The sequence below is a fragment of the Nocardia sp. NBC_01388 genome (assembly GCF_045040085.1).
Lineage (GTDB): Bacteria > Actinomycetota > Actinomycetes > Mycobacteriales > Mycobacteriaceae > Nocardia.
The window spans coordinates 19576-42838 of sequence record NZ_CP109554.1 but is presented as its reverse complement, the minus strand read 5'-3'; the positions used below and the strand labels follow the sequence as shown (position 1 = coordinate 42838).

Here is a 23263-nt window from a genome sequence, read left to right as displayed (position 1 = left end):
CTCGCTGATCGCGGGCCTTGGTTGGCAGGATCGGCACCCATGAACGAACCTTTCCGCCCGATCTCGCCGGGCTTCCTCTGCATCGACCATGACAATGCGCCCGCCGGTCATCTCGTGTATTCACTGGCCGAACCGGTCGCGCAGTCCGGAACACCGCGCGGCCGGAACGTCGGCCTGATCGACAAGATTCGGCGGGCCGTCTATCGGGCTGACCGGGCCTGATCACCACAACGCAAGTTGCGGTTCTTCCGGGTCGGCCAGCTGCTCGAGGGTGAGCCGGTACAGGGCGGGCAGATCCCGCGTGTCCACTGGGTAGGTCCGCCACCACGTAACCGCCTGGGCGCGAATTGATTCGGGCAGCGAATCGCACCACTTCGCTAGCCGCGTGTAGCTGATCGAAACCTCTTGCAGCAGACGGCCTTGATTCCAGCGCTTGGGCTCCCCGTTCGGGTACCGCTCGACCAATGTCCACTGATGCCACTGGCCGATAATCCGGTTCTTCTTGCAGCGGTAGGAGAATCCCCCGCCGCCGCCGGAGGCGTGGCCGCGCTTTATGGATTCGATGCCGTATTCGGTGCTGGCGATGCACGGGGCAATATGGGCGTAGACCTTGCGCATCAATGCGCGCTCGGGCCCGGTGAGCATGACGGTATCGGCGGGGCGTTCCTCGGCCTGTGGGGGCTCTATCGCGCTCGGGGCGATAGCCTCGCCGGTCTGCACGATGGTTCCGGCGGTGAAATCCTCGGCTTCAATGACTGCACGATTGGCGAAGTAGCGCGCGGTGCACGGGCCGTTCCACCGGCACACCACGATGTAGTTGCGTAGCCCTTCGCAGCTGCTGCCGTGTTTGATCCAGCGTTCACGCTCGACGGAATTCGAGGGCCAGAAATCGCGAGTTCCTTTGCGGCCGCACGTAAAGCACTTGAAGGCCCAGAAATACGGGTCGCTCCAACTGTTCTTGCCCTCGCCGGTCTTCAAGCGCGCCATCATCGGGCCTCGGCGTAGATGATGCGCGCGAGGCGCTGCCGATGCTCGCCGATGCCACGCGAGCCGAGTAGCGGGGCCTCGGCGTGCGGCCACACTTCGCGAACGAGTCGGGTGTATTCGGCTCCGGCGAGAACGATCACGGGCCGGTGCAGCAGTCCGGCGGCGTCGGCCTGCTCGTGTAGCTGCTCGGCGGTGATGGCGTCGTAGTCCGATAGTCGGGTGTCGTAGGGCTCGACTTCGGTTGTGAGACTGAGCAAGCCGTGACGGGCCGACATAATGCGGATGTCGGCGGCGTCGTCGGCCAGCTGCCACGCGGCGCGGAGGCACATTTGCGCATATGAACCGGTGTAGAGCACGGCGGCCGCGCACGGCTCGGCGGCCTTCTTGGCTCCGCATGATGCGATTACCAGCGGTGATGTGGTCATGACGGGGTGACCCTTTCGGGGAAGGTTGGGAAGTCGGTGGCCCTAGTGCGGGCGGAATCCGCGGCGGCCTCGTCGTAGAGGCGGCGGTAGGTCCGGGTCGTTCGCGCCGCTGGGGCGGGACCACAGCGGCGCGGACGCGCCCCAGCGCGGCCGCGCCACCGCCACCGGGAAAACCGTGTGGCCGGCGGGGGCCTTACAGTGGACAGGCAAGATCCCGGATGGCGTTCCGACCGTCCGGGCTCTTGCGCTTTCCGGGCCTCTCGCTGGGCCCTGGACAGGTTCCGAGCCGTCCAGGGCGTTTGCGAATGGGTCTAGGTGAGCGCGGCGGCCGTGGCCTGGGTTACCTCGTTGACCACGAATCCGACCGGCGGAAGCGTGTCGCCTGCGTCTTCGTATTCGGTGCTCTGATGCTGGGCTTTTCCGTCCCAGATCAGCTCACGTAGGCGGGCGTCTCGGTCCTCGGCGTCGTCGTCCCAATCGTCGGGCACGGGAACAATGAATGTGTCCCACTGGCGAACGTCTCCGCCGGTCTCGACCTGGAGAAACTTCATGTCGGGCAATCCCTTCTGAGTCCGGCCCGTGGTGGGCCGGGGGTTGGTGCCCTGGACAGGTTCCGAGCTGTCCAGGGCGTTGCGGGGTGGCGAGCGGTGTTAGTCCTCGTCGCCGATGTCGGCGAGACGGGGCAGGGAGTTGGCGGGGCGGGTGATGAGCGATTCCGCCAGCTCGTAAACCGGGTACGGGGTCGCGGCCGGGAACAGCGGCACTTTGCCCTTGAACTCGTCGGTGTCCAGCGACCAAATCGGCTCCTTGGCACCGAATCCGCGTGTGACGTAGGTGCTCTGGAGGCTCACGCCGTGCTCGCGCAGGGCGCACGCTGCGGCGTCGGTGAGCAATACGTGTTCGGCGCTGTTGTCGCCGGGGCCATCGGCCTCGATGTCCACCACCAGGGCGACGGCGCGGGTTCCGGTGGTGCCGTAGGCCAGGGCCTTGGCGTGGAACGGGTCGAAATAGTCGATTTCCTCGGCTACCCAGATTCGCTCGATCTCGCCGAATCCGTCGCGACTGTCCTTCACCAGCAGCAGCACTAGGGCCTGATCGGGAACGGCCAGAGTCGTGGCCTCGCGCCACATGCTCGGCAGCGCGGCAACCAGGGCGGGAACGGTTTCGATGTGGTTCGTGTACATGGTGTGGATGTCCTTTCGGCGGTGAGGATTTGCGCGCTCGGCGCGGGTGATCCGCTGGGCCCTGGACAGGTTCCGAGCTGTCCAGGGCGTTGCGGGGGATTCCGGTCAGTACGGCCGGTGGATGGGGCGCGGGTGGGGCTGCCGGTGGGTCGGGCCTAGCCCTAAGTCGTCGGCGCGCGGGTGCCATTTGAGCAGGTGAGCGGAGCAAAACAGGTTGCCCGCTATGGTCAGCTCGCCACAGGTGAAGCACGCGCGGTTTGTGTTGTGCATGGTGGTTGTCCGTTCTCTCGGAAGGGTCTTCGGTGTGCCGTTCCGCTGGGCCCTGGACAGGTTCCGAGCTGTCCAGGGCGTTGCGGGGTAGCGGTTGGTCAGTCGCGGATGTTGATCGGGTCGAAATACGTTCCGGCGGGGTCGGAACCGATCGCCCAACGCTTCCCGTCCCAATCGGGGTACAGCTCCCGCCAAATGTTGGCGGCCTGGTCCTCGCGCTCCATCCATCCGGCGTAGCCCTTGCGGGCCTTGGTGTCGTACTCGTCGCGGGTGAGCGTCCGTGTGGTCATTTCGGTTGTCCTCCTGGACTCTTCGGGGGGATGGTCGGGCATCGCAACGGCGCTAGTCGTTGTAGGTGCCCCCGCACCGTGAGCAGGGCTCGGTGTGAACCAGCCATGATCCGGGGGTCTTCTTCACGCGGCGCTTACGCGCCGAATCGAGGTAGAAAACGAATTGCTCGGATTCGCCTAGCAACACTCCTTGTGTGAGGCAGGGCCCGGCGGGTGAGGACTTCTTGACGTACCGCTGCGGGCGGCCTGCCCCGATGAATAGGGCGGTAGCTGCCTCGGCCTGAGTTGCGGCGTCTTCGAAACTGTCGGCGTGGCCGGAGTCGATTCCTCTAGGGCTCCATTCATGCAAGCCGATAGCGAACTGTCCGCGCTCGCCGAACATGCGGATCTGCATGTACACGCCGTCGCGGTGGCTGCGGTACTCCTGCGCGCCGAATTCGTCAACGTCGCCGTACTTCTTCCAAACGTTTGCGGTAGTCATTGCGGTTGTCCTCCTGGTGTTTTCGCTGGTCGGCTGTTCCGCTGGGCCCTGGACAGGTTCCGAGCTGTCCAGGGCGTTAGGCGGGGTTGGTCAGTCTTCGAACATGGCTTGCAGCCATTGCGCTGCGGGTTCGCCGTCGATCGTCAATTCGCCGTCGGTTAGGCGGATATCGCCCCGATTGATATCCATTTCTGCTGCTGCGCGCGTGAGGATTTCGGCCATTTCCTTGGCCTCATCGAACGAGTCGATACCGTCGCCGTAGAAAATGACGGTTCCGGTGTGCAAATTGCCTGCCTTGTTCCACTTGGCGGAAGACAAGTCCCAGGTACTACCGAATCGCGTGATATCGAAACTCAGTTCCCCGACTTCGCGACTTCCAGCGCTGTACATCGTTGCGCCGGTGCCGATTTCGCGCCATTCAAGCATTGCGGTTGCGTTCTGCACGGTTGTTCTCCTGGTTTCCCGAGGGTGGGTTACTGGTTGCAATAGGTGGCGCTGTACTGCTGGAGCAAGGCGGCCTCAAAGCGGGCGCGGGTGTCGGTGGGCAGACGCTCGAGGAACTTCGACAGGGCCGCCTCGAACGTGCGGGCGACGGTCGCCGCGAACTGCTCGGCGGTCATCTTGCGATCGGGGTTGACCTCGACCACGAGCGCGACGCAACGGGCGTTGAGGGCATCGACCACTTCCAAAGCGGTCATGCTCTTGGGGTTTTCGGTGAGGGGGTAGGTAACCGGCATGTCGTCTCCTGACTCTCCGGCCGGGTGACCCCGACCGTTTTTTTTGCCTTCTGGCATGGAGAGTTGGACCGGCAGGAGGCCGCCGGAGTGCAAGCCCTGGGCCGGAAAGTTTTTCCCTGGGAGCTTGCGACCGCTTTTTGGGAAAAAGTTTCTGGCGCCGAAGGCCGGAGCGAAGCGGAGTCAGGGCTTGCGCGGAGGTGGACGCCGGTCAAAATCGGAAGGCCAGAAGGGAAAAGAAACAGCTCTTTCAAGTCCGGCCGCAGGCCGGTTCCTCAGCCGGTCGCCCTTGCGGCGGCCCGATCCCCGCAGGGGTCGCACTCCTTACCGGCCGACCGGAGGGCGGCCCGCACCGCCCGCGGTGCGTACCTCGATCCGAACGGGGTTGGGCTGGGAGGCCTCGGCGGCGGTTTGCCGATGCCTCCCAGCTCTGCGGGGTGGGCTACTGGTCTTGCGGGGCGGTGATCGTGAAGACCGGTTCGCCCTCGTCACCGGGGCCTAGCTCGATTTCGAGCGTGATCGGTTCTGGTTCGTGCCGGTCGGGCGCGGTGATCCGAACGACGGTGAATCGCACTGGTCCCGATGTCTTGCCCCGGCTGATCGCTGCGCGTAGGGCGAATCGGGCCATGGTCAGCACATCCCATGCGCGGCCGGTTTCGTCCTGGCATGAGGCGGTGTGCGGCCATGCGATGGCGTCGGCCCATGCGTACTGCGCTACGTGCACCGGGTAGCGGAATCCGTACTCGCTGGCAAGTTCGGTGATGTCGTGCATGAAGCCATCGGCCAGGGCCTCGGCGCGGGTGTAAGCGTGGATCACTTCACCGAAAATGGTGTCTGACATGGGTTTTGCTCCGTTTTGTGCTCGGGTCGGGGGCAAAGTCCTGGGCCGGTTCCGAACGGCCCAGGACTTCACCGGGGGGTTGTTAGGCGTCGAACTCGATGCCGTAATCGGTGCTGGCGGCCTCGGCTCCGGTGTTGATGAGGCGCTGTAGGCGGTTCGGCGGGAGTGCGACCGCGACGGCGGTAGTCATGAGCGACAGCAGCACGGGGGTTTCCTCGCCGCTGGCGGCTGTCTCGTCGTGCGCCTGGTCGATCGCGATATTCGCGGCCGGGGGGTTGCCGCCGGTGTAGAGCAGCACGGCCGCGACGGTGAGCAGCTGCACGCGCGCGATGCCGCGCGCCCGGTTCGCGATCTCGACCAGCACCCGCCCGGCCCCGGTCCCGGCCTTGCCCAATCCGAGCAAGACATCTCGCGTATCGCTGCCCGCCGACAGGAACGCGATGGTCCGCGCGGCCAGTTCGTCACTGGGCCGGGCGTATCCGGTGATCGTCTCGGCCAGCTCGCGCAGCACCTTCGCCCCCGGTTCGCGGTCGCCGATGGTGAGCTGTTCGGCGGTGGGAAGTTCGGCGACGGGTTCGACTGGCGCGAACCATGTTTCGATGGCTTCGCGGCTGGGCGCGATCGGGAACCCGTAGCTACTGAGCCGTTCCAGGGCTGCGGGGTGGCTGTAGAGGTCGCCGATTTCGCCGGTATTGCCGGTGCGCCGGTCGGTCCAGCGCGCGCCCTCGGTGATCGCGAACGTGTGCGCAATTGCGGCGACCTCGACACCGGCGGCGGCCATCTTCTCGGCTACCTTCTCGGCGAACTGGATTACCGCTCCGGCGCGGTCACCGGCTACGGCCACCACGTACACCGACTGGGCGTCCTGTGTGAGCGCCAGGCGAACGAGATGGTCCACACCGGGGCGGTTCATCTGCTCGGCCGTGACGTTGGCGGCCAGCAGGTAGACACCATCGCGGACGTACGCAATGGCCACGGATTCGGCGGGGATGTAGCCGAGCAGGCCGGGAATCGCGGTCACGGTGTTGGTGGTGCGGGTGAGTGTCTGCATGACGGTTGGTTCCTCCTGGAGTCTCACGGCCGGGTAACCCCGACCGTTTCTTTGCCCTTCTGGCATAGGAGAGTTGGACCGGTATGAGGGGCCTGGAGTGCAACCCGCCGGGCGTGGAAGTTTCCAGGGAGCGCAGCGACCGCAGTCGGGAAAGTTCTTCGTCGGCCGCAGGCCCAAGCGCAGCGCAGCGGGGGGTTGCGCGGAGGGCACCGCCGGTCAAAATCGGAAGGCCAGAAGGGAAAAGAACAAAGCTCTTCCAGATCCGGCCCTTCGGCCGGATTCCTCAGCCGGTCGCCCTTGCGGCGGCCCGGCCCCGGCAGGGGTCGCGTCTACCGGTGGGGCAGCGGTCCGGGGCCCGGCCGGCGGCCGGGCCCCGTGGGGACTGGGCGGATTAGGCCGCGCGCGGTGCGCGGGTGATCTTGGCGGTTTGGGTCGCGAGCTCGACCCCGACGCGCGAGGCGCGCATTTCGAGAGTGGCGCGGGGCTGGCCTTCGCGGTCGGTCCACAGATCCGCGGTGAGCCGGTCGCCGGTGATGTTGACCAAGGTGCCCTTGGTCAGGGTCTCGGCCACATGCTCGGCCAGGGCTTCCCAGACCGTCACTCGGATGCTGGTGGTGTGGGCATCGACCCATTCGCCGCTGCTTTCGTCGCGGCGGCGGTCGTTGCCGATCACAACGAAGCTGGTGACGGACTTGCCGGTCGGGGTGATGCGGAGTTCGGCCGGGTCGTCGGCGAGACGGCCGGTGATTTCGACGGTGACGGCGCTCATGGTGGCTCCCTGGGTTCTGCGGGCTCGGGGCCTGGGGCCCTGCTGGATGTCCCGCTTCCGGTGTTGGACACGGGCAGCGCGGCACGGCGGCCGGTGGCGCTGACAAGGCTCGGAGCGCAGCGCAGACATGTTCGGCCTTGTTGGTGACGGCCGGGGTCGGGCATCGTGGCTCGGTCCAGCTCGGTGCGGGGGAATCTGGTGGCCAGGGCTGCTCGCCGGGTATTCAGGGTGCGCCGGTGGGCGCTCTACCGGTGAAATCGCGCAGGTCAGTGACTTGCCAACGCGCGGCCGCCGCCCGCGCGTTGCGCCGTCGGCTGGGACGGTGCCGCCTTCGACTGGGCTTGGCTGGGTGGTGCGTCTGCGGGAGCTGCGCTGACTGCGGTAGGGCTTGGTGTCGCGGTAGCTCTAGCCCGTGTGGTGATTGGGGCAGATCAGGGCACCGTTCGCGGTGGTCCATCCTCGGTCGGTGAGCCACGCGGCGACTTCGGCCGGCACTGGGCCGGGCGTCGAATCCGCGGCGAACTCCTCGGCCAGTAGCGGCCCGCCTTCGTCGCATCGGGCGCATTCGGTGTCCGCGACGTGGCGCGGTTGGCAGCGCTGGCAGTGGTACGCCTCGCGTACGCCGTGCGGTGCGCTCGGGTGCAGCCAGAGCACGCGGATATCGGCGCGCATTCGGGCGTCCTCGGCGATGCTGGCAGCCTGGTATCGGCAGGACGGGCATTGCACGGCGGCACGGGTTCGGCGCGGTTGGGATCGCTCGTCGGCCAGCTGCTCGACGGGCGCGGCCGCGTCTTCATCCCACAGCTGAAGCTGTGTCGAATCGGGTTCTTGATTCGCGGCCGCCATGTTCGTTGTCCTGTCCGGTTTTCAGCCCAGTTCGGCGAGTTCTTCGAGCCGGTGCAGTGTGAGGTCATCGACGGCGTGAAGCACCTGGAATCGGCCCGGATGGTCAACGGCGTGGCCGAACTCGCGCCACGCGTTCGCGACGGTCTTCCCGGCCCGCTCGGTCGTCAGATAGAGCACGCCGGATATCGGTTCGCTGCTCGACGCCAGCCGCGCGGCGTGCGAGTCGAGAACGGCCCGGAGTTTGCGGCCCGATTTCGGTGTCAGCTCGATTTCCACCAGGCCGATGCTGTTGTCCGGAAGCCACAGCATCCCGTCGGCGGCGGCCGCCTTGGGGTTCAGTGGATGGTCCGCGGTGAACGCCGGAGTTCGCCACGTATCGGCCGCAAGGTGATCGGTCAGGGCAAGCCCTTCATGCCGCTGTGAAGCCAGCCAGATCGAGAATTCGGCCAACAACAGATCATGCGCCAGTTCGCGCCGCGCGAGTCGATACGCGCGTTCTGCGGGCCAATACACCTTGTGCTGCCGTCCGTGCGTGATCAAGGCCGAACCGAGAACACCGGCCTTCTGTAGCTTGATCACGCGCCGCGAAAACCGGCGCTGGTCCATCTCCTCGCCGCCGAAATGGCCGTAGGCCATCCTCAGCCCGGCCGAGGATGCAATACGCACCTCGCGCAGCCATTCGAGCACCTGGACATCTCGCGCGGTGAGATTCGGATTGGTCGCCTTCGCGGGCGTCTCCGTGGTCTCGCTGTCGCGCTTCACAATCGTTGTCATGGCTGTTGCTCCCGCATCTCGATCGTGACGGCCGACGGCAATCCGGATGCCAGCAAACCCACCGCTCTGGCGCGCACATCATCACGTCCACCACCGACAGATATCGTCGTCGCGGCTCGCGAGTCGCGCGCCCTCACCAACAGCTCGGCCAGCTCCGCGACATCGGCCAAAGACTCGCCGATAACCGACTCTCCGACACCCACGGAACGGGCGTAGAAGCCAGCGCCACAGGTGCACCGAAACGCGCGTTCGATCGTGCGGGATTGCTCCGCGCTGATCCGGTCGCGCGTGTCCGCGAGCAACTGCATTCCTGCCCAGAACACCCGGACTTCAACCGCCGTGCTGCCGGGCTCACCCGGCGGCGGCAAGCGCACGCCGTGAACCTGCGGCGCGTCGCCCTCGGCGCGACGGCGCAGCTTCGGTGAGGTAATTCGGAACTGCTGATTCGACACAGCAGGACGCAACCCGACACGGGCGACCTGCGCCAACCTTCCGGCCGCTGCGCGGGCCCGGTCAACATCGCAGATCCAGCCACCATGTACCGGCGAGAGCGGGCCGTTTGAAGCGTCCAGAATCACCACAGAATCCACGGTAGAAACCATCGACGGCGACACCGACACCGCATCTAGAAACGGCCATCTGCGTGACTCTTGATCCGGCATAACAGCTACCAATCCCAACGTTTTGATATCAACAATCCTCGTCATGACACCAGTCGATACTAACCCGAAACCGCCCTGAAAACCGAGAACATAACCGCATGTCAAACAACACATTCAACCATGCCAGCCGAGCAACTGGGCCACCATGGCAAGGCAACGCAAGTTGGCGCGGCAGCACCATCACGATACGAGTAGAAACCACCTCTGAAACCCACCGAGAACGATCGGACGAAACCACTTCGCGGCGCGGAGCGTCGCCGGAGAACAGACGCCGTAGGCGTTCCTTCGAGGCGGTGGGGGTGGGTGCGTAGCCGCCCTCCCCCATCGCACGAGCACGGGCCCGCGAATGCGGGTCCGGGCCGCCGCCCCCAGGGCGGCGGCGAACGGCCAGCCCCCGGAGGGGGCGCGGGCCGAAGGGGGAGGAACCCCTTCATGATTGAAGGGGCAGGGGAAGTTGAGCTTTTGTGTGTGTATGTGTGTCTGGTTCGGTGATGTGCTTATGGAGCTTGCGGAATACATCCCCGAACCAGACACACATACACACATGCTTTTAATCTTTTATCTTTTCTTCTTTTGTGGTTTCCCCTCACCCCCCACCCCTGGTTTTCTTGACCCCCCTTGATCTGCATCTTTTGCTTTTCGCAGATTGAGGGGGGTCAAGAAAATCGGAGCGCAGCGTAGAAAGGGGTGGGGGGTGAGGGGAAACCACAGGTCAGCGCCTCGCGCTGACCTCCGACCGCATCCGTTGGACTGGGGTACAGCCTGGGGTAGCGGCTGGGGCTGGTCCTCCCCAGGTGCTACCTCACCCTCTACCCCCCTGTGGGCTGGATGCCGGCCGGGGCGTTCTTGGCCTTGTTGCGTGTCTTGTAGGCGGCTCGAATTTCATCGCTGATCTTTCCGCGTGCGGGCACATCCAGGCCCTTGGAACGGGCCCACTTCCGGATCTCGGAATCCGCGGTGCTGTTGGTCCTCCCGGCGGTCTTCGCAGTGTCGGGCTTCACGATGCGACCGGCGGCCTTGTACCGACTGAGGAAGTCCTCTAGTTCCTTCTCATTGGCGGTGCTGAGTTCCAGGTCGTAGGTTGTGAACTGCTCCGGGGTACCGAACCCGAACCGGACCGTGCGGCCGCCGCCCTGGGGGATTGAATCGCCGGTCAGATCGTCGTTCATGTCCACTACGACTTTTTCTGTGATCGCCACGCGTGTGCCTCCTGTGTCATGCGGTTGATCGTGTCTTGATCGCCAGCGTATCTGGCACTCGCGGGCGTCGGCGAAATCGGTTTGATCGGCCGTGGCCTGATCACGGACTATCGACGTAGAAGGCGAGTCCATCGCCGCCCTGATCGGTGTTTTGTGAAATCGTCCACTGCTATGGCGAGATCGTGTGACGCTGTGCGTAATTCGTCGGCATCGGTGAACCAGGATCGGGGCAGTCGGCCGATGTCCGCAGTGATCGGCGAGCCGATGATTTGTTCCAGAGCGGTGAGCGATTTCACGGCCGTATCTGGATCTCGGATGAGCATCGGCCATCGGGTACTCACGCCGAAGGCTCCCATTGCTCCGTCCTCGGAGAATGCGGCGATGCCGAACGTTTGGAGCAGTCGGCGGTATCTCTGGATGTCGCCGGTCTCGTCGTCGGCTCTCGGCGATGTGTCGAACAGGCCGGTGTGTAGCCGCACCTCGGCGAGTACACACGGAACGCCGAGTGCTGCTAGTGCGGTGAGTCGGTGATTTCCATTCGTCTCGATACGGAACAGAAGCCCACTGGGCACGTTCCATGCTTGAGCCTGGATCGCCGGTGTTTTGGGCTCTCCGAACAGTTCAGCAAGCCCTGCGGAGTCGCCGTGCTCGGCGGCGATGCGCTCGGCGAACTCCGCAATCCCAGTCATTGGCTCGACGGGTTCGTAGTCCCGCTGCCCGGTGCCTGTTCGGCAGCGTCGGGCGGCGTTGCTGTTGTCATGAATGAACGACTGGGTGCCCGCGAATTTAAGCAGAATTCGGCCGGGGTTGATCCAGGCCGTGAACGTCTCGGACGTAGCGAGATTGCGCGCCGGTCGGGGTAGGTACGGCCGGGGCCGCGCCGCGTAGTTCTCGATCCGCTGCGCCAGGATCTCGCGCGGCGGTACGGACTCGTGTCGAAGATGGGTCACCAACAGGTCTAGCCCGTCTCGAAAACAGTCCAAAGAATCCGCGGCGAGAAACCCTGATTTGGTGAGTCGTCGGGCTGTCGCTTCCAGGTCTCCGGGATCTCCGCTCGTCTCGAACTCCGCGAGTGGCATCCGCGTTCCCCTCCCCTGGTCTCGTCCCTCGGTTCTATCGGGTGACGGCGGCGGACGGGCAGGGCGTGACTTAGGCCGACTATCGCGGGCCTGTCGTCATTCACGGCCGCGTTCCGCTCCCCTGCGTTCGTTCCAACTCTAGGGCGTGTTCGGTTGTTCGCTCGCGTTCATCCGAACGGCGGTGAACAAGGCCCGGCGGGCGGGCTCTGGCGCCCCATGGGGCGCAGGCTCGGCGGACCGATTGCGGGTGTGTTCGCTCCTGGAGTGAACGGGATGAACATGGGGGTGTTTGGCCTCGGGCCGGTGTTCGCTCGTTCGGTGAACAGGGGATAGAACAAGGGGCTGCCGCGCCAACTCCGTTGGCTTGCCTCGTAGGCCCCGTGGTGGCCGTTCGCTGAACAGCTGAGGGCCCCGGACAGGTTCCGATCCGTCCGGGGCCCTCGTGTTCACTCGCGCGGGTTAGGCGTTCGCGGTGTGCCGTTCTCGGATGATGAGGTGCGCCAGGATCGCGCCCATGCCGACCACGGCGACGGGAAGGCAGGCAACCATGGTGATGATCCACCATGGCGCGGCGGTGATGTGCCGGGCTTCCATGACGTGATAGGCGATTTGGCCGGCTGCGCCGATACCGAGACTGGCGAACGCCGAGACCATGGCGTAGGTGCGAGTCGTCTTGGTGTTGATCCGCCCCGACAGCCACACGTAGAGGGCATAACTCGCGTACGCCTCGACGCCGATCGGGAGCGTGATCGCCGAATTGATCGTGAAGTTGTCGGCAATCCCCGGCAGTGGATGAACGACACCGAAACCAGTCAGCTCGCCGAGCCCAACCCATCCGCTCCAAATTGCGATGAACGCCGGGAAGGCCATCAGGAGGACGGGCCAGGTCGGCAGTGCCCGGTTCGGCTGTAGGGCCTTCGGCGCGGTGGCGTCCTCGGCGTCCGGATCGACCTCCGACATATCTCCGCTAGTGCCCATATGGCCGCTATCGGCCATGGTGGCGGGTGAACGTTCGGCGGCGGCCGGGGCCGCGTTCACTGTGGCGCGGTGCTGCTGTCCGGCCGTTTCGTCAGTGACGTTCACCGGGTCGGGCTGTTCCTCGACGTGTTCACGGCTCCCGCGCTCCGGCGCACGGTCGGCGGCCGCCGGGGTCGGGTCCGCGGTGAGTTCGGCCTTCTCGAGAGTGAACACGTTGGTGCCTCCTGACGGCTGTTCGGTGGTCTGTTCGCTGTCCTGTTCGCTGTTCACTCCCCCGCCGGTGAACAAGCTGCGTTCGTCGTCCAGATCGGGCAAGCCGTGTTCGCGGCGGTACTCGGTGACCGCCTTCCAGACCGTTGTTCGGCCGACCTGGCGGCCGTGTTCAGCGAGCCACTGGCGGACCTCGGGGCCCGTCGGCTCGATCCCGACAGTGTGCAGCTGCTCGCAGGCGTACAGGCTGGCGTCGCGCTGCTGCTCGCGGCCGCGCAGTGCTGCCCGGTGGAACCGGCCTGCCTCGCCGACCATGTGCTGTGTCGCCGTCATAGTGGTCACCCGATCCTCTCGCGGCCCGGTCTGCCCATATGGGCAGTAGGACCGATAGAAACCATTCCGTTGATGCTTGCCCCTAGTGCCCATATGGGCACTAGTGCTAGTAGTGCCGCTATCCTTTGTGGTTTGGATAGGTCGGATAGTGGCGATAGATCACACCGTATATGCACTGGTGTAGGTCTTGCTTGCTATGGCCGTTTCCGGCACGTCAACCATATCAGCACTAGTGCCCATATGGGCACTAGTGGCACAACAGCCGACATGAACAATGCTGTGCCATATGGGCTATATCGGCTCACATAACCCATAGTGCTGATATGGTTCATGGGTCGGCGTATGGCATATACCCCTAGTCAAGGATGGGTCTCGATGGTTTCGACCGCAGTGATGAATTTGAAGGGCGGACCAGGCAAAACGATGGTCGTCGGCGGCCTAGCGCACGCAGCCGCCGCGCGGTCGGAGCAGGCGGCGGCCGCGCTGGCGCAACAGGCGGCCGACGCCAAGATGCCCATCGGCAAGACCGAGCCGTCATCTCTGCTCGCGGCGACCAAGGAAGCCATCGGCCCCGTTGATGAGGCGGTGATGATCGGCGATATGGACCCGCAGGGCAATACGACCAGGCACATGACGGGCTACTCCATCAAAAACGTGCCGCCCGGCGGCACGTTGGCCGATGTCCTGGACCGCAAGTCGAAAGCCGAACTGGCGGATGTGGTGTTGCCCGCCAGGACTCGAGATCGGATCTTCGTGGCTCCGTCCGGCTTCGAGGAGATGCAGGGTATCCAGGAGGGGTTGCAGGGGAAAACCGGCGCTGAGCTTTGCGTGCGAAAGGCGTTCAAGGAGGCCAAAACCCAAGGTCGCATCCTGTTCGACACTCGCCCGGCGGTGGATCTGATCACGCGCGCAACGATGATGGCGTCAGACAACTTGGTTTTGGTCACCACACCGGAGCTCGACGCGATCGACGGAATGCTTGCCGTCTTCAAGGCGCTGGCCGACCTCAAGGAATTCGGGGAGTACGACCTCCCGCTTGTGGGCATAGTGATCAACCAAGTGGACAGCAGCCGCAACGACCATGCCGACGGGCTGAAGTACATCAAGAGCTACTGCGCCAACGCGGGCATTGCCATTCTGGGGGAGCCGTTCCCGCAGGCGGCGGACATTTCGCGTCTGACCAACGCCGGTCTGGGAATGGATCAGCACACCAGGCCCTCGGCGAAGTCGCGGTTCTGGGCCCAGAACTTCGCGACCATTCTCGACGCCATCGACAAGGAGGCCGCAGCCCGATGAGCAGCAAACTTCCGGACCCGCTCGCCGAACTGCCCGATCCGTCGGAGGCGAAGGCATCGCGGAATCCGTTCGCGCGCCGCGATTCTGCGCCCGAAACGCCCGCGGTGCCGGCCGATGATTCCAGCGACAGGCAGGACAGCACTAGTGCCACTACTGCCCATAGGGGCAGTAGTAAAGACGCTGGTAAGGGCGATAAATCGGGGGAGGAGAGCGAGCGCAGCAAGCGGCTGGCTGGTTCCTCGGACATCCTTTTGTCGCTGCCGACGGACCTTAAGGACCGCTTGGAATCGGTGCAGGTGTTCACGCGCCCGTACACCGGCATCGACAGTCAGCAGGAGTTCATTCGTCAGGCTGTCGCCAAGGCGTGCGCCGAGCATGAAGCGCAGTACAACAACGGTGCACGGTTCCCCGCGATCGTGAAGCCGGAGCGGAAGCGGAAGCCAAAAGCCAGCTGACCAGGCATAACGGCTATATGGCCAATAATCAGCGGTAGTGCCCATATGGGCACTACCGCTGATTGCGTTTCAGGCGTAGATCTTGTCCGGGTTGAAGTGCTCCGACACGGAGTAGAGCAAGCCGTAGCAGGCGGCAGTGTCCTCCTGGGCCAGGCCGCCGGGCTGTAGCCACTGGTCGGCGACCTTCGCCCATCCGTCGCGGCCGTGGGCCTCGTCGGCGTAGCGGCTCACGATGGCGGCCAGGTGCTCGGCTACCTCGGTGTAGCGGTCGGTGGAGTCCACCCAGCGCCGCAGAACGGCGGCCATTTGGTCGCGGGCCTCGAGGTGGACGCGCTTCGGGTTCGGGCCCGTGGCGCGCATCTCGTCTGGGCCCTTGCCGTCCTTGCGGGGCCACAGGTTCAGGCCGTTGCCGAAGATCCAGACCGATTGCAGCCGTTCGGATTCCCAGGAACCAGGCCGCCCGGCAGTCATCGCGCGAGAAGCGAAGCGGTAGCCGCCGTGGTGGAACTGGTCGCCGGGCTCGCTGGCGCGGGCCCGGATCTCGTGGTTGACCTGCTCCAGCGCGGACGCCAGGGAGCCGATCGCCTTCCGGCCGGCGGTCTCCAGTGCGGCGCGCAGCTCCTCGCGGTCCTCGTCCAGCAGTCCGAGCACGGGCCGGACCGGGCCGAACTCGCGCACGATATCGGCGTACGGCCGGGGCTCCAGGAGTTTGGTCGCGCTGGTCGGGTCGAATCCGCGGTAAAGGCCCTCGGGCCCGCCTTCGATGTGCCAGCCCTGATTGAGCGAGTCCACCACCCGGTAGGGCTGCTCGGTGTCGGTCATGGGCTCGATCGTGCCACCAATCACCGACACGCACCGGCCGATCAGGTGCGGTTTTCCGTTCCGCGACCGGCGCCCCACGCCGATACGGTGGTTCTCGATATCCGGCGGGCGGTCCGCTGGTGGGGGAGTGGTGGTTATGCGGCTGGTCGATTGGTGGGACGTCGTTCCCCTGGCTGAGTGCCGGTCGCGCCTCGAGTCGTTCTACAAGTGCGAGGAGTACGGTCGGACGACGCGAGAGCTTGACCGCGATTGGATGGCAACGATCTTCGAGTGGCGTAAGCGAGTCCTACTCGGCAATGACCACGAAGACCAGGACTGGCGGTTGGCCTATCTGCGTGAGGCTCGCGTACGGATGAACTGATTGGTCTGGTTCCTCTGGTCGATTGCGCTATTAGGGTCGGCATGTCCTACTCCAATAAACCCCAGGTTAGTGGACGTTCCCGTAGCCGTAGAGCTGAAATATCTGATTAGGCTTGGCGTGTCCTACCCCAACACTGAGGTATCGGTGGCAGGGTTCGGCGGGTGACCTTCGATGTGACGGATCTTCTTCTCGGCGAGATGGACGACCCCGAGGCCGAGTGGTGTGATCCGGACGAACCGACTTTTGACACGATTTTCGAGGGTGTCTGGCTGCCGCGCTATCCCATGGCGGGGGATCGCAAGAAGGGTCCGAAGTATCGGATGTCGCGTGAGAAGGCGCTTACCAAGGCGTACATCGAGGCGAATCCGCTGTGCATGACCTCGCTGACCATCGTGGATCACGACGGCGGCCGCGCGGATGAGATCGCGGGACTGTGCGGGCTGCCCACGCCCTCGTACATCCCGATGAACAGGCACACTCGCAACGGGCACATCGTGTACGCGTGGAAGTCTCCGATCTGCGTGACCGACGCGGCGCGGCGGGCCCCTGTGAATCTGCTGGCGCGCATCGAACAGGGCCTCAACGATGTACTAGGCGGCGATGTCGCCTACGCGGGGACGTTCACGAAGAATCCGATGCACGCGGAGCATATTCCGCTGTGGGGCCCGGAAACCGCGCTCTACGATCTCGCGGACCTGGCCCGGCCTTTGGACCGGTTGAAGGCATTGCCGAGGCGGGCCACGAGCCAGCGCGAACAGCGCACCTTGCTGGCGAACTCGCTCACGGGCCGCAATTGCGCGCTGTTCGACATGGAACGCAAGTGGGCCTACACGCGCGTTCGTGACTACAAGAATCAGCAGGAGTGGGACGAAGTAGCTTTCGCCTACGCTTGGGATCGCAACGAGGCGATCATTGGGCCCGCGTTCACCGCTGGTCCGATGAGCTGGGCCGAGACGGGCGTCATCTCCCGATCGGTCTCGGGCTGGACCTGGAAACACATCTTGCGCACTTTCAGCGAGGAACAGGCCCGGCGCGGAAGTAGGGGCGGCAAGGTTATGACCGAAGCGAAGCGTGAGGCGAACCGTAAGCGCGCCACCAAGGTTGACCGAGACATTGCGAGGATGATCCTGTGAGCCAAGGAAAAGCTGAGACGGTTGCGCGGCGAGCGGTGACGGCGAGAGAAGGTGCCGCGCAACTCGGCGTGACCCCCCGGACGGTCCGGCGTCTGAAGGCCGAAGCGCGCGACGATTTCGAGACGCGGGCGCGTGAACGGCGTGTGCGAGCCGCGCAGATGCGCAATGCGGGCGCGTCCTATAAGCAGATCGGCGAAGCGCTGAGCTGTACAACCGGAGCGGTCGGCGCGCTGTTGCATCTCGCACGCCGTGAGGGCCTGCTGATTGAGCAGGCCGTGAAACGGGCAGGCTGACAGCCCTTTTGCGTCGCCGAGGCCGGCCGGATCGGCTACCCCGTACCGGGGTGGTCACCGGTCGGCCTCGTCGTTTGTCCGGCGGGCCCGTGCTTCGGCGGCGGCCTGGCGGGCGCGGGCGTGGGCGTTGCCCTCGTTGCGGTGCGCCAGCTGCGCGACGGCGGCGCGGGCGGCGGCCCGGCCGGGAGAGTCCGCGGGGGCCGCGTTCATTGCGGCCGCGCGGATCTCGGCGAACAGCTGCCGGTTCGCTGCGCGCTCGGCTTCCTGCTCGGCGACGGTGCGGGCCCGGTCCAGCAGCGCCGGGGGCACGTCTTCGGGCACGAAACGCAAGATGTGGCACAGGTACCCGACGGGCTTGTCCGGGTTGGTGATCAGCTTCTTGCCGGAGATCCGGAACTCTTCGAACGCGCCGTGCACGTCATCGGCCAGCCACCCGGCGACGGCGTAGCGCGTCAGAGCGGCCGCCAGCTGGTTGCGGCTGATTCGACGTACCCAGAGCGGAATTCGTTCGTCCCTGCGGCATTTCTCGGCCAGCAATGTGGCTCGCTGGTCGTAGGCGCGGCTGATCTTGCGCCGCTTCCTCGTCTCGGTGCCGCGCGAAGCGCGTCGTTTCATCTCGTCTTCTGCTGAAGAAACTGATTTTGATCGTGAGAGGTAAAGGGAACCGTAGCTTTGCTCCGGTGGGGTGCCAAAGCCCTGATGAAGCAGGGTTTTCACGGTTGAGTTATCCACAGGCAGGGTGGTGGATTCGTGTAGCGCGGACACGGCGGCCCAGCCTCGGGCGCGGTCGTTGCGCTTCCAGGACTCGAGGCGTTCGGCGAGGGTGCGGTGACGGCCCGCGAATACGACTGTGCGGCATCCGAACCGGGCGATCAGGCGGCGGCACCGGTGGATGGTCGATTCGCTGCGCGCGACTTCGCGCTGTAGGCGGCCGACGGTCACGCGGGAGTTGCGGCCGGTGGCGTAGTCGGCTCCGGCCGATTCGCCGATGAGGTAGGCGGCGAACGTCTTTCGGGCCACCGCCTCGACGGCCCCGGCGGCGCGTAGGGCCTTGTAATGGGTGTCGTACAAGGCAAGGCAATGAGCGATCCAGCGGGCTCGGCCCCACCAGCACGCCGGGGCCTCCCGCTCCTCGGAACCGGTGTAGGCGTCCTCGGGCAGCTCGAGGCGCAGCGGGGGCAGCGCGAACAGCGCGGCCGCGCGCGGGTGCGCCGACGTACGCCGACGGCGCGGGGAGGTGTAGCAACCTCGCCCAGATACAGCAACGGGTAGCCCGGCACTGGTGCGAACAAGATCGTGACCGACAACGCCGGTCGCAATGCTTTGAGTCGCACGCGCGCGCTTGCTACCCTTAGAACCGCTTATCACAGCGTGGTCCTTCGGGGCCTTGAAAAGCCCTCCGGCTGCAACCGGGGGCTTTTCCTCGTTTATGGGGTTGTGGTGTTCTGCAAAAGCGTCAGGCCAAGTGGCCCGGATCATTCCTAGTACGTCCGAGCGGATTGTTGGGGTAGGACACGCCGGTCATTACTCGGTTTCTTCGCCACAGAGAGATTGGTGCTCTGCGCGTGTTGCAGCTACGCGCTGAGGGCTGCCGCGCCAACTTCGTTGGCTTGCCTCGGTTTTCGGCTGGTCAACTCGGGAGGGTGGTCGCGCCGGTGACAGTCCAGACGGGTTGTTTGGTGACCGTGATCAGGGTGGTTGCGGTGAGGTCCCCGGCCTCGGGCCCGTGAATTCGGGTGGTGATCTTGCGTTGCCAGCTCACCTCCGTGTCGGCGGGGTGTTGCTCGCTGCTGATCTCGCTGGATGTGGTGATGGTTGCGCGGGAGTTCATCCACGATTCCCAGAGCGGCCGGGGGATCGGATAGGGCCGGTAGGAATCCGCGGTGCGTGGGGTGAGTAGTGGCCGGGCGCGGTCGCGGGCGGACTCGGGCCCGGTGTCGCCGTCGGCGGGCCGCCAGTCGAATAGGGCGTTCACGGCGGCCAGGGCGACGGCTTCGGGATTGGTTCGGTCCAGGGCCGCCCACGGGGCAGGCAGCGGCGGAAGCGTCCCGACGCTCGCGCCGGACGGTATTCCGGTGCCGTGGTCGTCGTGCTCGCCGAAATCCTCGTGCCCGGTGGAGCAGGCGGCCAGTGTCGTGACGGTGAGGGCTAGAGCGAGCGCGGCGAGTCTCCGGCGCCCTCGGCGCTGGGTGCGGTTGGGGATCATTTGCGGTTGACCTCCTGTATTCGGGGTGGCGGATGGCCGTTCAGTCGCGGATGTTGATGGGGTCTAAGTAGTGGCCCTCGGCGTCGTCTCCGATCGCCCAGCGTTTGCCGTCCCAATCGGGGTAGATCTGCCGCCAGATGTTGGCGGCCTCGTCCTGGCGGTCAATGCGTCCGGCGTAGCCCTGGCGGGCTTTGGCCTCGTACTCGGCGCGGGTGAGGGTGCGCGTGGTCATTGCGATTGACCTCCTCCGTTCGGGGCGGCGGCCGCGAGGGCGGCGTTTCCGCTGGTGGGGGTGGTGTACCGGCGGATCGCGATCAGCTGGCCGCCGTCGCTTACTGGTGCCTCGGTGACGTTCTGGCCCTCGGTGGGGGCGTGGATCATTTGGCCGCCTCCGGCGTAGACGCCGACATGTTGGGCGCTGCCGCCAGAGCCGAAGAACACCAGGTCACCGGCCTGGGCCTGGGACAGGTCGGCGACGGTTTGGCCTTGTCCCATCTGGCCGGGGTTGCTCGGGTCGCCGGTGTAGTGCGGCAGTGACACCGCGCCGCCGGTCGCCTTCGCGATGGCGTAGAGCGTGAGGCCGGAGCAGTCGAATCCGCCGCCGGTGGGTCCGTCGGCGTTGCCGCCGCCCCAGACGTAGGGCAGGCCGATTTGGGATCTGGCGGCCGCCACGATGGCCGCGCCGCTACCAGGGTCGCCGGGGGTTGCGGGCTGACCTGGGGTGCCTCCGTTGGGACTGCATGTGCCTGTTCCGCCGGTGGGCGCTACGCCCTGTAGGCGGGTGAACAGCTCGCGGGCCTCGGCTTCGCGGGCACCGTATTTCCCGCGTAGATCCGAGCGCGGGCGCTGCACGTCGGCGGCGGCCTCGGTGAATGCTTTGGACTGCCAATCGCCGCTGGCGGTGAGGCGCTTGTAGAACTCGGCGGCCGCGTGGGCGGGCTGCATGATCTCCGCGACGGTGCCGTAACCCATTCCGACCTGCTGTTGCATGATGCCGATCGACTGGGCATCGCCGGGGGCTACGCCGTCGTTGGGGTAGTTCTTCGACTCGGGCACGGCTTCGCTGGCGCGGTTCTTCAGCTCGTCTTCGACCAGGGCGACGGCCAGGGCGATGACGATTCCCTGATCGGCTACGCCCATGGACTTGCCGGTGCTGATGACGGCGACGGCGTTCCGGTCGCGCGCGGAATCCGCGGTGACTGCTTGCTGATTCGCGTCCGGAGTCTTGCCGCCGGGGGTGGTGCCCTTGCGTGCGGCTTCCAGGTACGGGGCCGGGTTGATCGGCTTGTAGGACTTGATGCGGTCGGGGCTGTCGTGCACCTCGAAATGCATGTGAGGGCCGGTGCTTTGGCCGCTGTTGCCGGACCGCGCGATGGTCTGGCCGGCGGTGACCTGATCGCCGACATGGACCAGCACGCCGCCGGGGTTCATGTGTCCGTAGACGGTGCTCAGGGGCTTACCGTCGATGACGTGGGCCAGCACCACCCACCCGCCGAACCCCTGCACGCCGCTGTCTTGGGCGGCGGTCACGGTGCCGTCGGCGAACGCGTAGACCGGGCTGCCCTCGGGTAGGGGGAAGTCGTCGCCCTCGTGGTCGGGGCGGTCGGGAGTCTCGAATCCTGAACCGATTTCGACGCTGGGGTCTACCGGGTACGCCAGGCCGCTGGCGTTGACGGTGGCGGAGCTCGGCGCACACGCGGTGTTGTTCTGCTGCAATCCTGCGCAGCGCGCGAGCAGCAGCAACAACAGCAGCAGGACGGCGAGAATCTTGCGCCAATGGCGCAGCAGGACGGCGGCCGCGACGGTCATTCGCTAGTCCGTCCTCATGCCGGTATTGGTGTCGTGAATGCCTAGAGCCCGCTCCAGGGGGCTGATCCAGGTGCGGAAGGCCAAACCTGGGCGGTCGGGGTCGTCGCCCCATTTGGCGATGAATCGACCTTTGCCGGGGTGGGGCATGGTGCGGTGGCCGGTCTGGGCCGGGGGCGGTGCGGAAGTCCAGGACAGCAGGCGGGCGCGTTCGCGGTCGGTGTAGTCGATAAGTCCGGCCTGGGCGTCGATCTCGTAGCCGTTGATGGGGCCGGTGAACGTGATTTTCGACCGGGAGATGAATCCGGTGGCCTTGCCCTGCTCGGTGATATCGCCGGACACCTTCGTGAAGTCGGTGACGGTGTGGGTGTAGGTCTTCAACGTCATGCCGTCGGTGCGTTGGGTGCGCGTGATCCGGTCCAGGCTCTTGATCTGGCTCGATCCGCCCACGTCGAGAAGCTGGGAAAGCTCGTCCATGTGAATGTCGGTGACGGTGCGGCGCATAAATCCGTTGTCCGCGAGGGTCATTCGCGCCGACACGGCGGCCTGGGCCTCCATGCCGGTGAGCGCGATGATTGCCGCGCGCAGATCGCGGCCGGAATGCACGTTGATGATGGACAGGTCGATATCGACCATGGCGGCCTCGAGGTTGAGCCGCGTTGTGGTCTGGCCGTTGAAGCTCTCGCCGAACATGCCGACGGTCAGACTCTTGAGCGACTGCAACAGCCGGTGTGTGGTGTGCGCGAAATCCGCGGCGGTGGCTGCGGCCACGGCGTAGCGCATGTCCTCGGTGGGCTGCTCTAGTTGGCTGATCAGATCGGAGATGATGGGCGGCCGTGCGGTGGAGAACCGGTCACCGGCATACAGCTCGCCCAGTGCGGAGCTGATCGCGGTGGATTCGAAATCTTCGAGCGGGGCACGGCGGCGCAGGCTGACCAGGGCCTCAATGTTGAACAGCTGCGTTTGGTGCAGCTCGGCAATCAACCCACCGGCGGCGGGATGCCCGTCAGGTAGGCGGTCCAGTGCCCATGCGTAGGCGGTCGGGTCCAACGGGTTCAGCACGCCGTGACCGGGCCCAACTTCGATCACCTGGCCGTCTTGGCGGCCCTCGTGGTTGTCGTTGAGCAGTTCGCATAGTCGCCGATAGTCGGGCTTGATATCGGCCGGGATGATCTGATGCCGTCCGCTGGCGAGTCCGCCGAGGACGAATTGCCGCCCCAGCGTGGATTTACCGAATCCGTTGGGGCCCAGCACTACTCCGACCGGCGCGGACAGCATTTCGGCCTCGAACCAGGCCATGGCGTCGTAGAACAGCGGTGCGCCGGTCTCGTCCTGGATTCCGATAGGCCAACCGGGGGAGATGAATTCGGTGCTGCGCGGGAACGGGTACAGCCCGCACACGCGGTTCGTCGTGCCGCGAATCTCGGGAATCGGCATCGGCTTCTTCATGTAGCCGCCGTAAGGCGCGAGGAATCCGCGGGGACTTGGCCGGCGGTCGGCCTGCCAGGGTTCGCGCGCGGCCGAGTAGCTGGCGCGCCATACCGCCAGCTCGTGCGCGCGCAGCTTGCGGGCGGCGTTGAACTTTCCGGCCACGCTCATCGTCGGCATGGCTTCGCGCAGGTAGGCCACCTCATCGGCGTTCATCACGCCGTCGGCTCCACGGGTGTAGTTCTCCTGCCGGGCGGTTACGCGGCGGGGGAGAAGTAGGCGGCTGCCTGACATGTCGGGGCTCCTCCGGGTATAGGGCCGCTATGGGCCATATGGCTAATTAAGGTGGC

28 protein-coding genes are annotated in these 23263 nt (G+C 65.6%); 5 read left to right on the top strand and 23 right to left on the bottom strand.

The annotated features are described in order from the left end of the window. Positions 1-39: 39 nt before the first annotated feature. Positions 40-222: a hypothetical protein gene (locus tag OG716_RS42100; protein WP_331765091.1), complete on the top strand. Its 183-nt coding sequence runs from the start codon at positions 40-42 to the stop codon at positions 220-222. Here the strand turns inward: OG716_RS42100 and OG716_RS42095 are convergent, their stop codons facing one another. From OG716_RS42095 to OG716_RS42015, 17 genes are all read right to left on the bottom strand, one after another. Continuing rightward, positions 223-978, bottom strand: coding sequence for a hypothetical protein (locus OG716_RS42095; protein ID WP_405140364.1), 756 nt, complete (start codon positions 976-978; stop codon positions 223-225). Between the two features lie 8 nt (positions 979-986). Then, positions 987-1412 (bottom strand): DUF6884 domain-containing protein, encoded by a 426-nt coding sequence (locus OG716_RS42090; RefSeq protein WP_331765088.1) that lies wholly within the window; start codon positions 1410-1412, stop codon positions 987-989. Between the two features lie 311 nt (positions 1413-1723). Beyond that, a complete protein-coding gene (locus tag OG716_RS42085; protein ID WP_331765086.1) occupies positions 1724-1963 on the bottom strand; it encodes a hypothetical protein in 240 nt (79 codons plus the stop codon). A gap of 99 nt (positions 1964-2062) precedes the next feature. After that, on the bottom strand, positions 2063-2596 hold the full coding sequence (locus tag OG716_RS42080) for a hypothetical protein (protein ID WP_331765085.1): 534 nt from the start codon (positions 2594-2596) through the stop codon (positions 2063-2065). 368 nt (positions 2597-2964) lie between these two features. Continuing rightward, a complete protein-coding gene (locus OG716_RS42075) occupies positions 2965-3156 on the bottom strand; it encodes a hypothetical protein (protein WP_331765083.1) in 192 nt (63 codons plus the stop codon). A gap of 52 nt (positions 3157-3208) precedes the next feature. Then, complete coding sequence (locus tag OG716_RS42070) at positions 3209-3637, bottom strand: hypothetical protein (protein WP_331765082.1); 429 nt, start codon at positions 3635-3637, stop codon at positions 3209-3211. A gap of 90 nt (positions 3638-3727) precedes the next feature. Beyond that, positions 3728-4081 (bottom strand): hypothetical protein, encoded by a 354-nt coding sequence (locus tag OG716_RS42065; RefSeq protein ID WP_405140360.1) that lies wholly within the window; start codon positions 4079-4081, stop codon positions 3728-3730. Between the two features lie 29 nt (positions 4082-4110). After that, positions 4111-4374: a hypothetical protein gene (locus tag OG716_RS42060; RefSeq protein ID WP_331765079.1), complete on the bottom strand. Its 264-nt coding sequence runs from the start codon at positions 4372-4374 to the stop codon at positions 4111-4113. Between the two features lie 439 nt (positions 4375-4813). Beyond that, positions 4814-5212 carry a DUF6573 family protein gene (locus OG716_RS42055; RefSeq protein ID WP_331765077.1) on the bottom strand — a complete coding sequence of 133 codons (399 nt, stop codon included), beginning with the start codon at positions 5210-5212 and terminating at the stop codon, positions 4814-4816. Positions 5213-5294: 82 nt separating this feature from the next. Continuing rightward, positions 5295-6263, bottom strand: coding sequence for a DUF4192 family protein (locus OG716_RS42050; protein ID WP_331765076.1), 969 nt, complete (start codon positions 6261-6263; stop codon positions 5295-5297). Positions 6264-6654: 391 nt separating this feature from the next. Further along, positions 6655-7032, bottom strand: a complete 378-nt coding sequence (ssb, locus tag OG716_RS42045; RefSeq protein WP_331765075.1) for a single-stranded DNA-binding protein — start codon at positions 7030-7032, stop codon at positions 6655-6657. A 405-nt stretch (positions 7033-7437) separates the two neighbouring features. Further along, positions 7438-7878 carry a hypothetical protein gene (locus OG716_RS42040; RefSeq protein ID WP_331765073.1) on the bottom strand — a complete coding sequence of 147 codons (441 nt, stop codon included), beginning with the start codon at positions 7876-7878 and terminating at the stop codon, positions 7438-7440. 21 nt (positions 7879-7899) lie between these two features. Next, positions 7900-8565, bottom strand: coding sequence for a hypothetical protein (locus OG716_RS42035; protein WP_405140357.1), 666 nt, complete (start codon positions 8563-8565; stop codon positions 7900-7902). 83 nt (positions 8566-8648) lie between these two features. Next, positions 8649-9359: a hypothetical protein gene (locus tag OG716_RS42030; RefSeq protein ID WP_331765071.1), complete on the bottom strand. Its 711-nt coding sequence runs from the start codon at positions 9357-9359 to the stop codon at positions 8649-8651. A gap of 764 nt (positions 9360-10123) precedes the next feature. Then, positions 10124-10513 (bottom strand): histone-like nucleoid-structuring protein Lsr2, encoded by a 390-nt coding sequence (locus OG716_RS42025; protein ID WP_331765069.1) that lies wholly within the window; start codon positions 10511-10513, stop codon positions 10124-10126. A 107-nt stretch (positions 10514-10620) separates the two neighbouring features. After that, on the bottom strand, positions 10621-11592 hold the full coding sequence (locus OG716_RS42020) for a hypothetical protein (protein ID WP_331765067.1): 972 nt from the start codon (positions 11590-11592) through the stop codon (positions 10621-10623). Positions 11593-12051: 459 nt separating this feature from the next. Next, the gene (locus OG716_RS42015) at positions 12052-13113 is read right to left on the bottom strand and encodes a hypothetical protein (RefSeq protein WP_331765182.1); all 1062 of its coding nucleotides are present in this window, start codon (positions 13111-13113) and stop codon (positions 12052-12054) included. Positions 13114-13488: 375 nt separating this feature from the next. Here OG716_RS42015 and OG716_RS42010 point away from each other — a divergent pair, with 375 nt between their 5' ends. Both OG716_RS42010 and OG716_RS42005 read left to right on the top strand, forming a co-directional pair. Continuing rightward, complete coding sequence (locus OG716_RS42010; RefSeq protein WP_331765181.1) at positions 13489-14409, top strand: ParA family protein; 921 nt, start codon at positions 13489-13491, stop codon at positions 14407-14409. Then, positions 14406-14864, top strand: coding sequence for a hypothetical protein (locus OG716_RS42005; RefSeq protein WP_331765179.1), 459 nt, complete (start codon positions 14406-14408; stop codon positions 14862-14864). The genes OG716_RS42010 and OG716_RS42005 overlap by 4 nt, the downstream gene beginning before the upstream one ends. Before the next feature lie 69 nt (positions 14865-14933). Here the strand turns inward: OG716_RS42005 and OG716_RS42000 are convergent, their stop codons facing one another. Then, the gene (locus OG716_RS42000; protein WP_331765178.1) at positions 14934-15686 is read right to left on the bottom strand and encodes a hypothetical protein; all 753 of its coding nucleotides are present in this window, start codon (positions 15684-15686) and stop codon (positions 14934-14936) included. A gap of 522 nt (positions 15687-16208) precedes the next feature. Here OG716_RS42000 and OG716_RS41995 point away from each other — a divergent pair. Both OG716_RS41995 and OG716_RS41990 read left to right on the top strand, forming a co-directional pair. Continuing rightward, the gene (locus OG716_RS41995) at positions 16209-17180 is read left to right on the top strand and encodes a replication initiation protein (protein ID WP_331765174.1); all 972 of its coding nucleotides are present in this window, start codon (positions 16209-16211) and stop codon (positions 17178-17180) included. Further along, the gene (locus tag OG716_RS41990; protein WP_405140398.1) at positions 17177-17473 is read left to right on the top strand and encodes a plasmid replication protein; all 297 of its coding nucleotides are present in this window, start codon (positions 17177-17179) and stop codon (positions 17471-17473) included. The genes OG716_RS41995 and OG716_RS41990 overlap by 4 nt, the downstream gene beginning before the upstream one ends. Positions 17474-17527: 54 nt before the next feature. Here the strand turns inward: OG716_RS41990 and OG716_RS41985 are convergent, their stop codons facing one another. The 5 genes from OG716_RS41985 to OG716_RS41965 all read right to left on the bottom strand — a co-directional run bounded on the left by OG716_RS41985 (position 17528) and on the right by OG716_RS41965 (position 23207). Beyond that, positions 17528-18952: a Replication protein Rep gene (locus OG716_RS41985; RefSeq protein WP_405140396.1), complete on the bottom strand. Its 1425-nt coding sequence runs from the start codon at positions 18950-18952 to the stop codon at positions 17528-17530. A gap of 151 nt (positions 18953-19103) precedes the next feature. Next, the gene (locus OG716_RS41980) at positions 19104-19679 is read right to left on the bottom strand and encodes a hypothetical protein (protein WP_331765170.1); all 576 of its coding nucleotides are present in this window, start codon (positions 19677-19679) and stop codon (positions 19104-19106) included. A 40-nt stretch (positions 19680-19719) separates the two neighbouring features. Then, positions 19720-19911 carry a hypothetical protein gene (locus tag OG716_RS41975; RefSeq protein WP_331765168.1) on the bottom strand — a complete coding sequence of 64 codons (192 nt, stop codon included), beginning with the start codon at positions 19909-19911 and terminating at the stop codon, positions 19720-19722. Next, a complete protein-coding gene (locus tag OG716_RS41970; protein WP_331765167.1) occupies positions 19908-21488 on the bottom strand; it encodes a peptidoglycan DD-metalloendopeptidase family protein in 1581 nt (526 codons plus the stop codon). Before OG716_RS41970 ends, OG716_RS41975 begins: the two co-directional genes overlap by 4 nt. Before the next feature lie 3 nt (positions 21489-21491). Then, positions 21492-23207 carry a hypothetical protein gene (locus tag OG716_RS41965; protein WP_331765165.1) on the bottom strand — a complete coding sequence of 572 codons (1716 nt, stop codon included), beginning with the start codon at positions 23205-23207 and terminating at the stop codon, positions 21492-21494. Between the last annotated feature and the right edge of the window lie 56 nt (positions 23208-23263).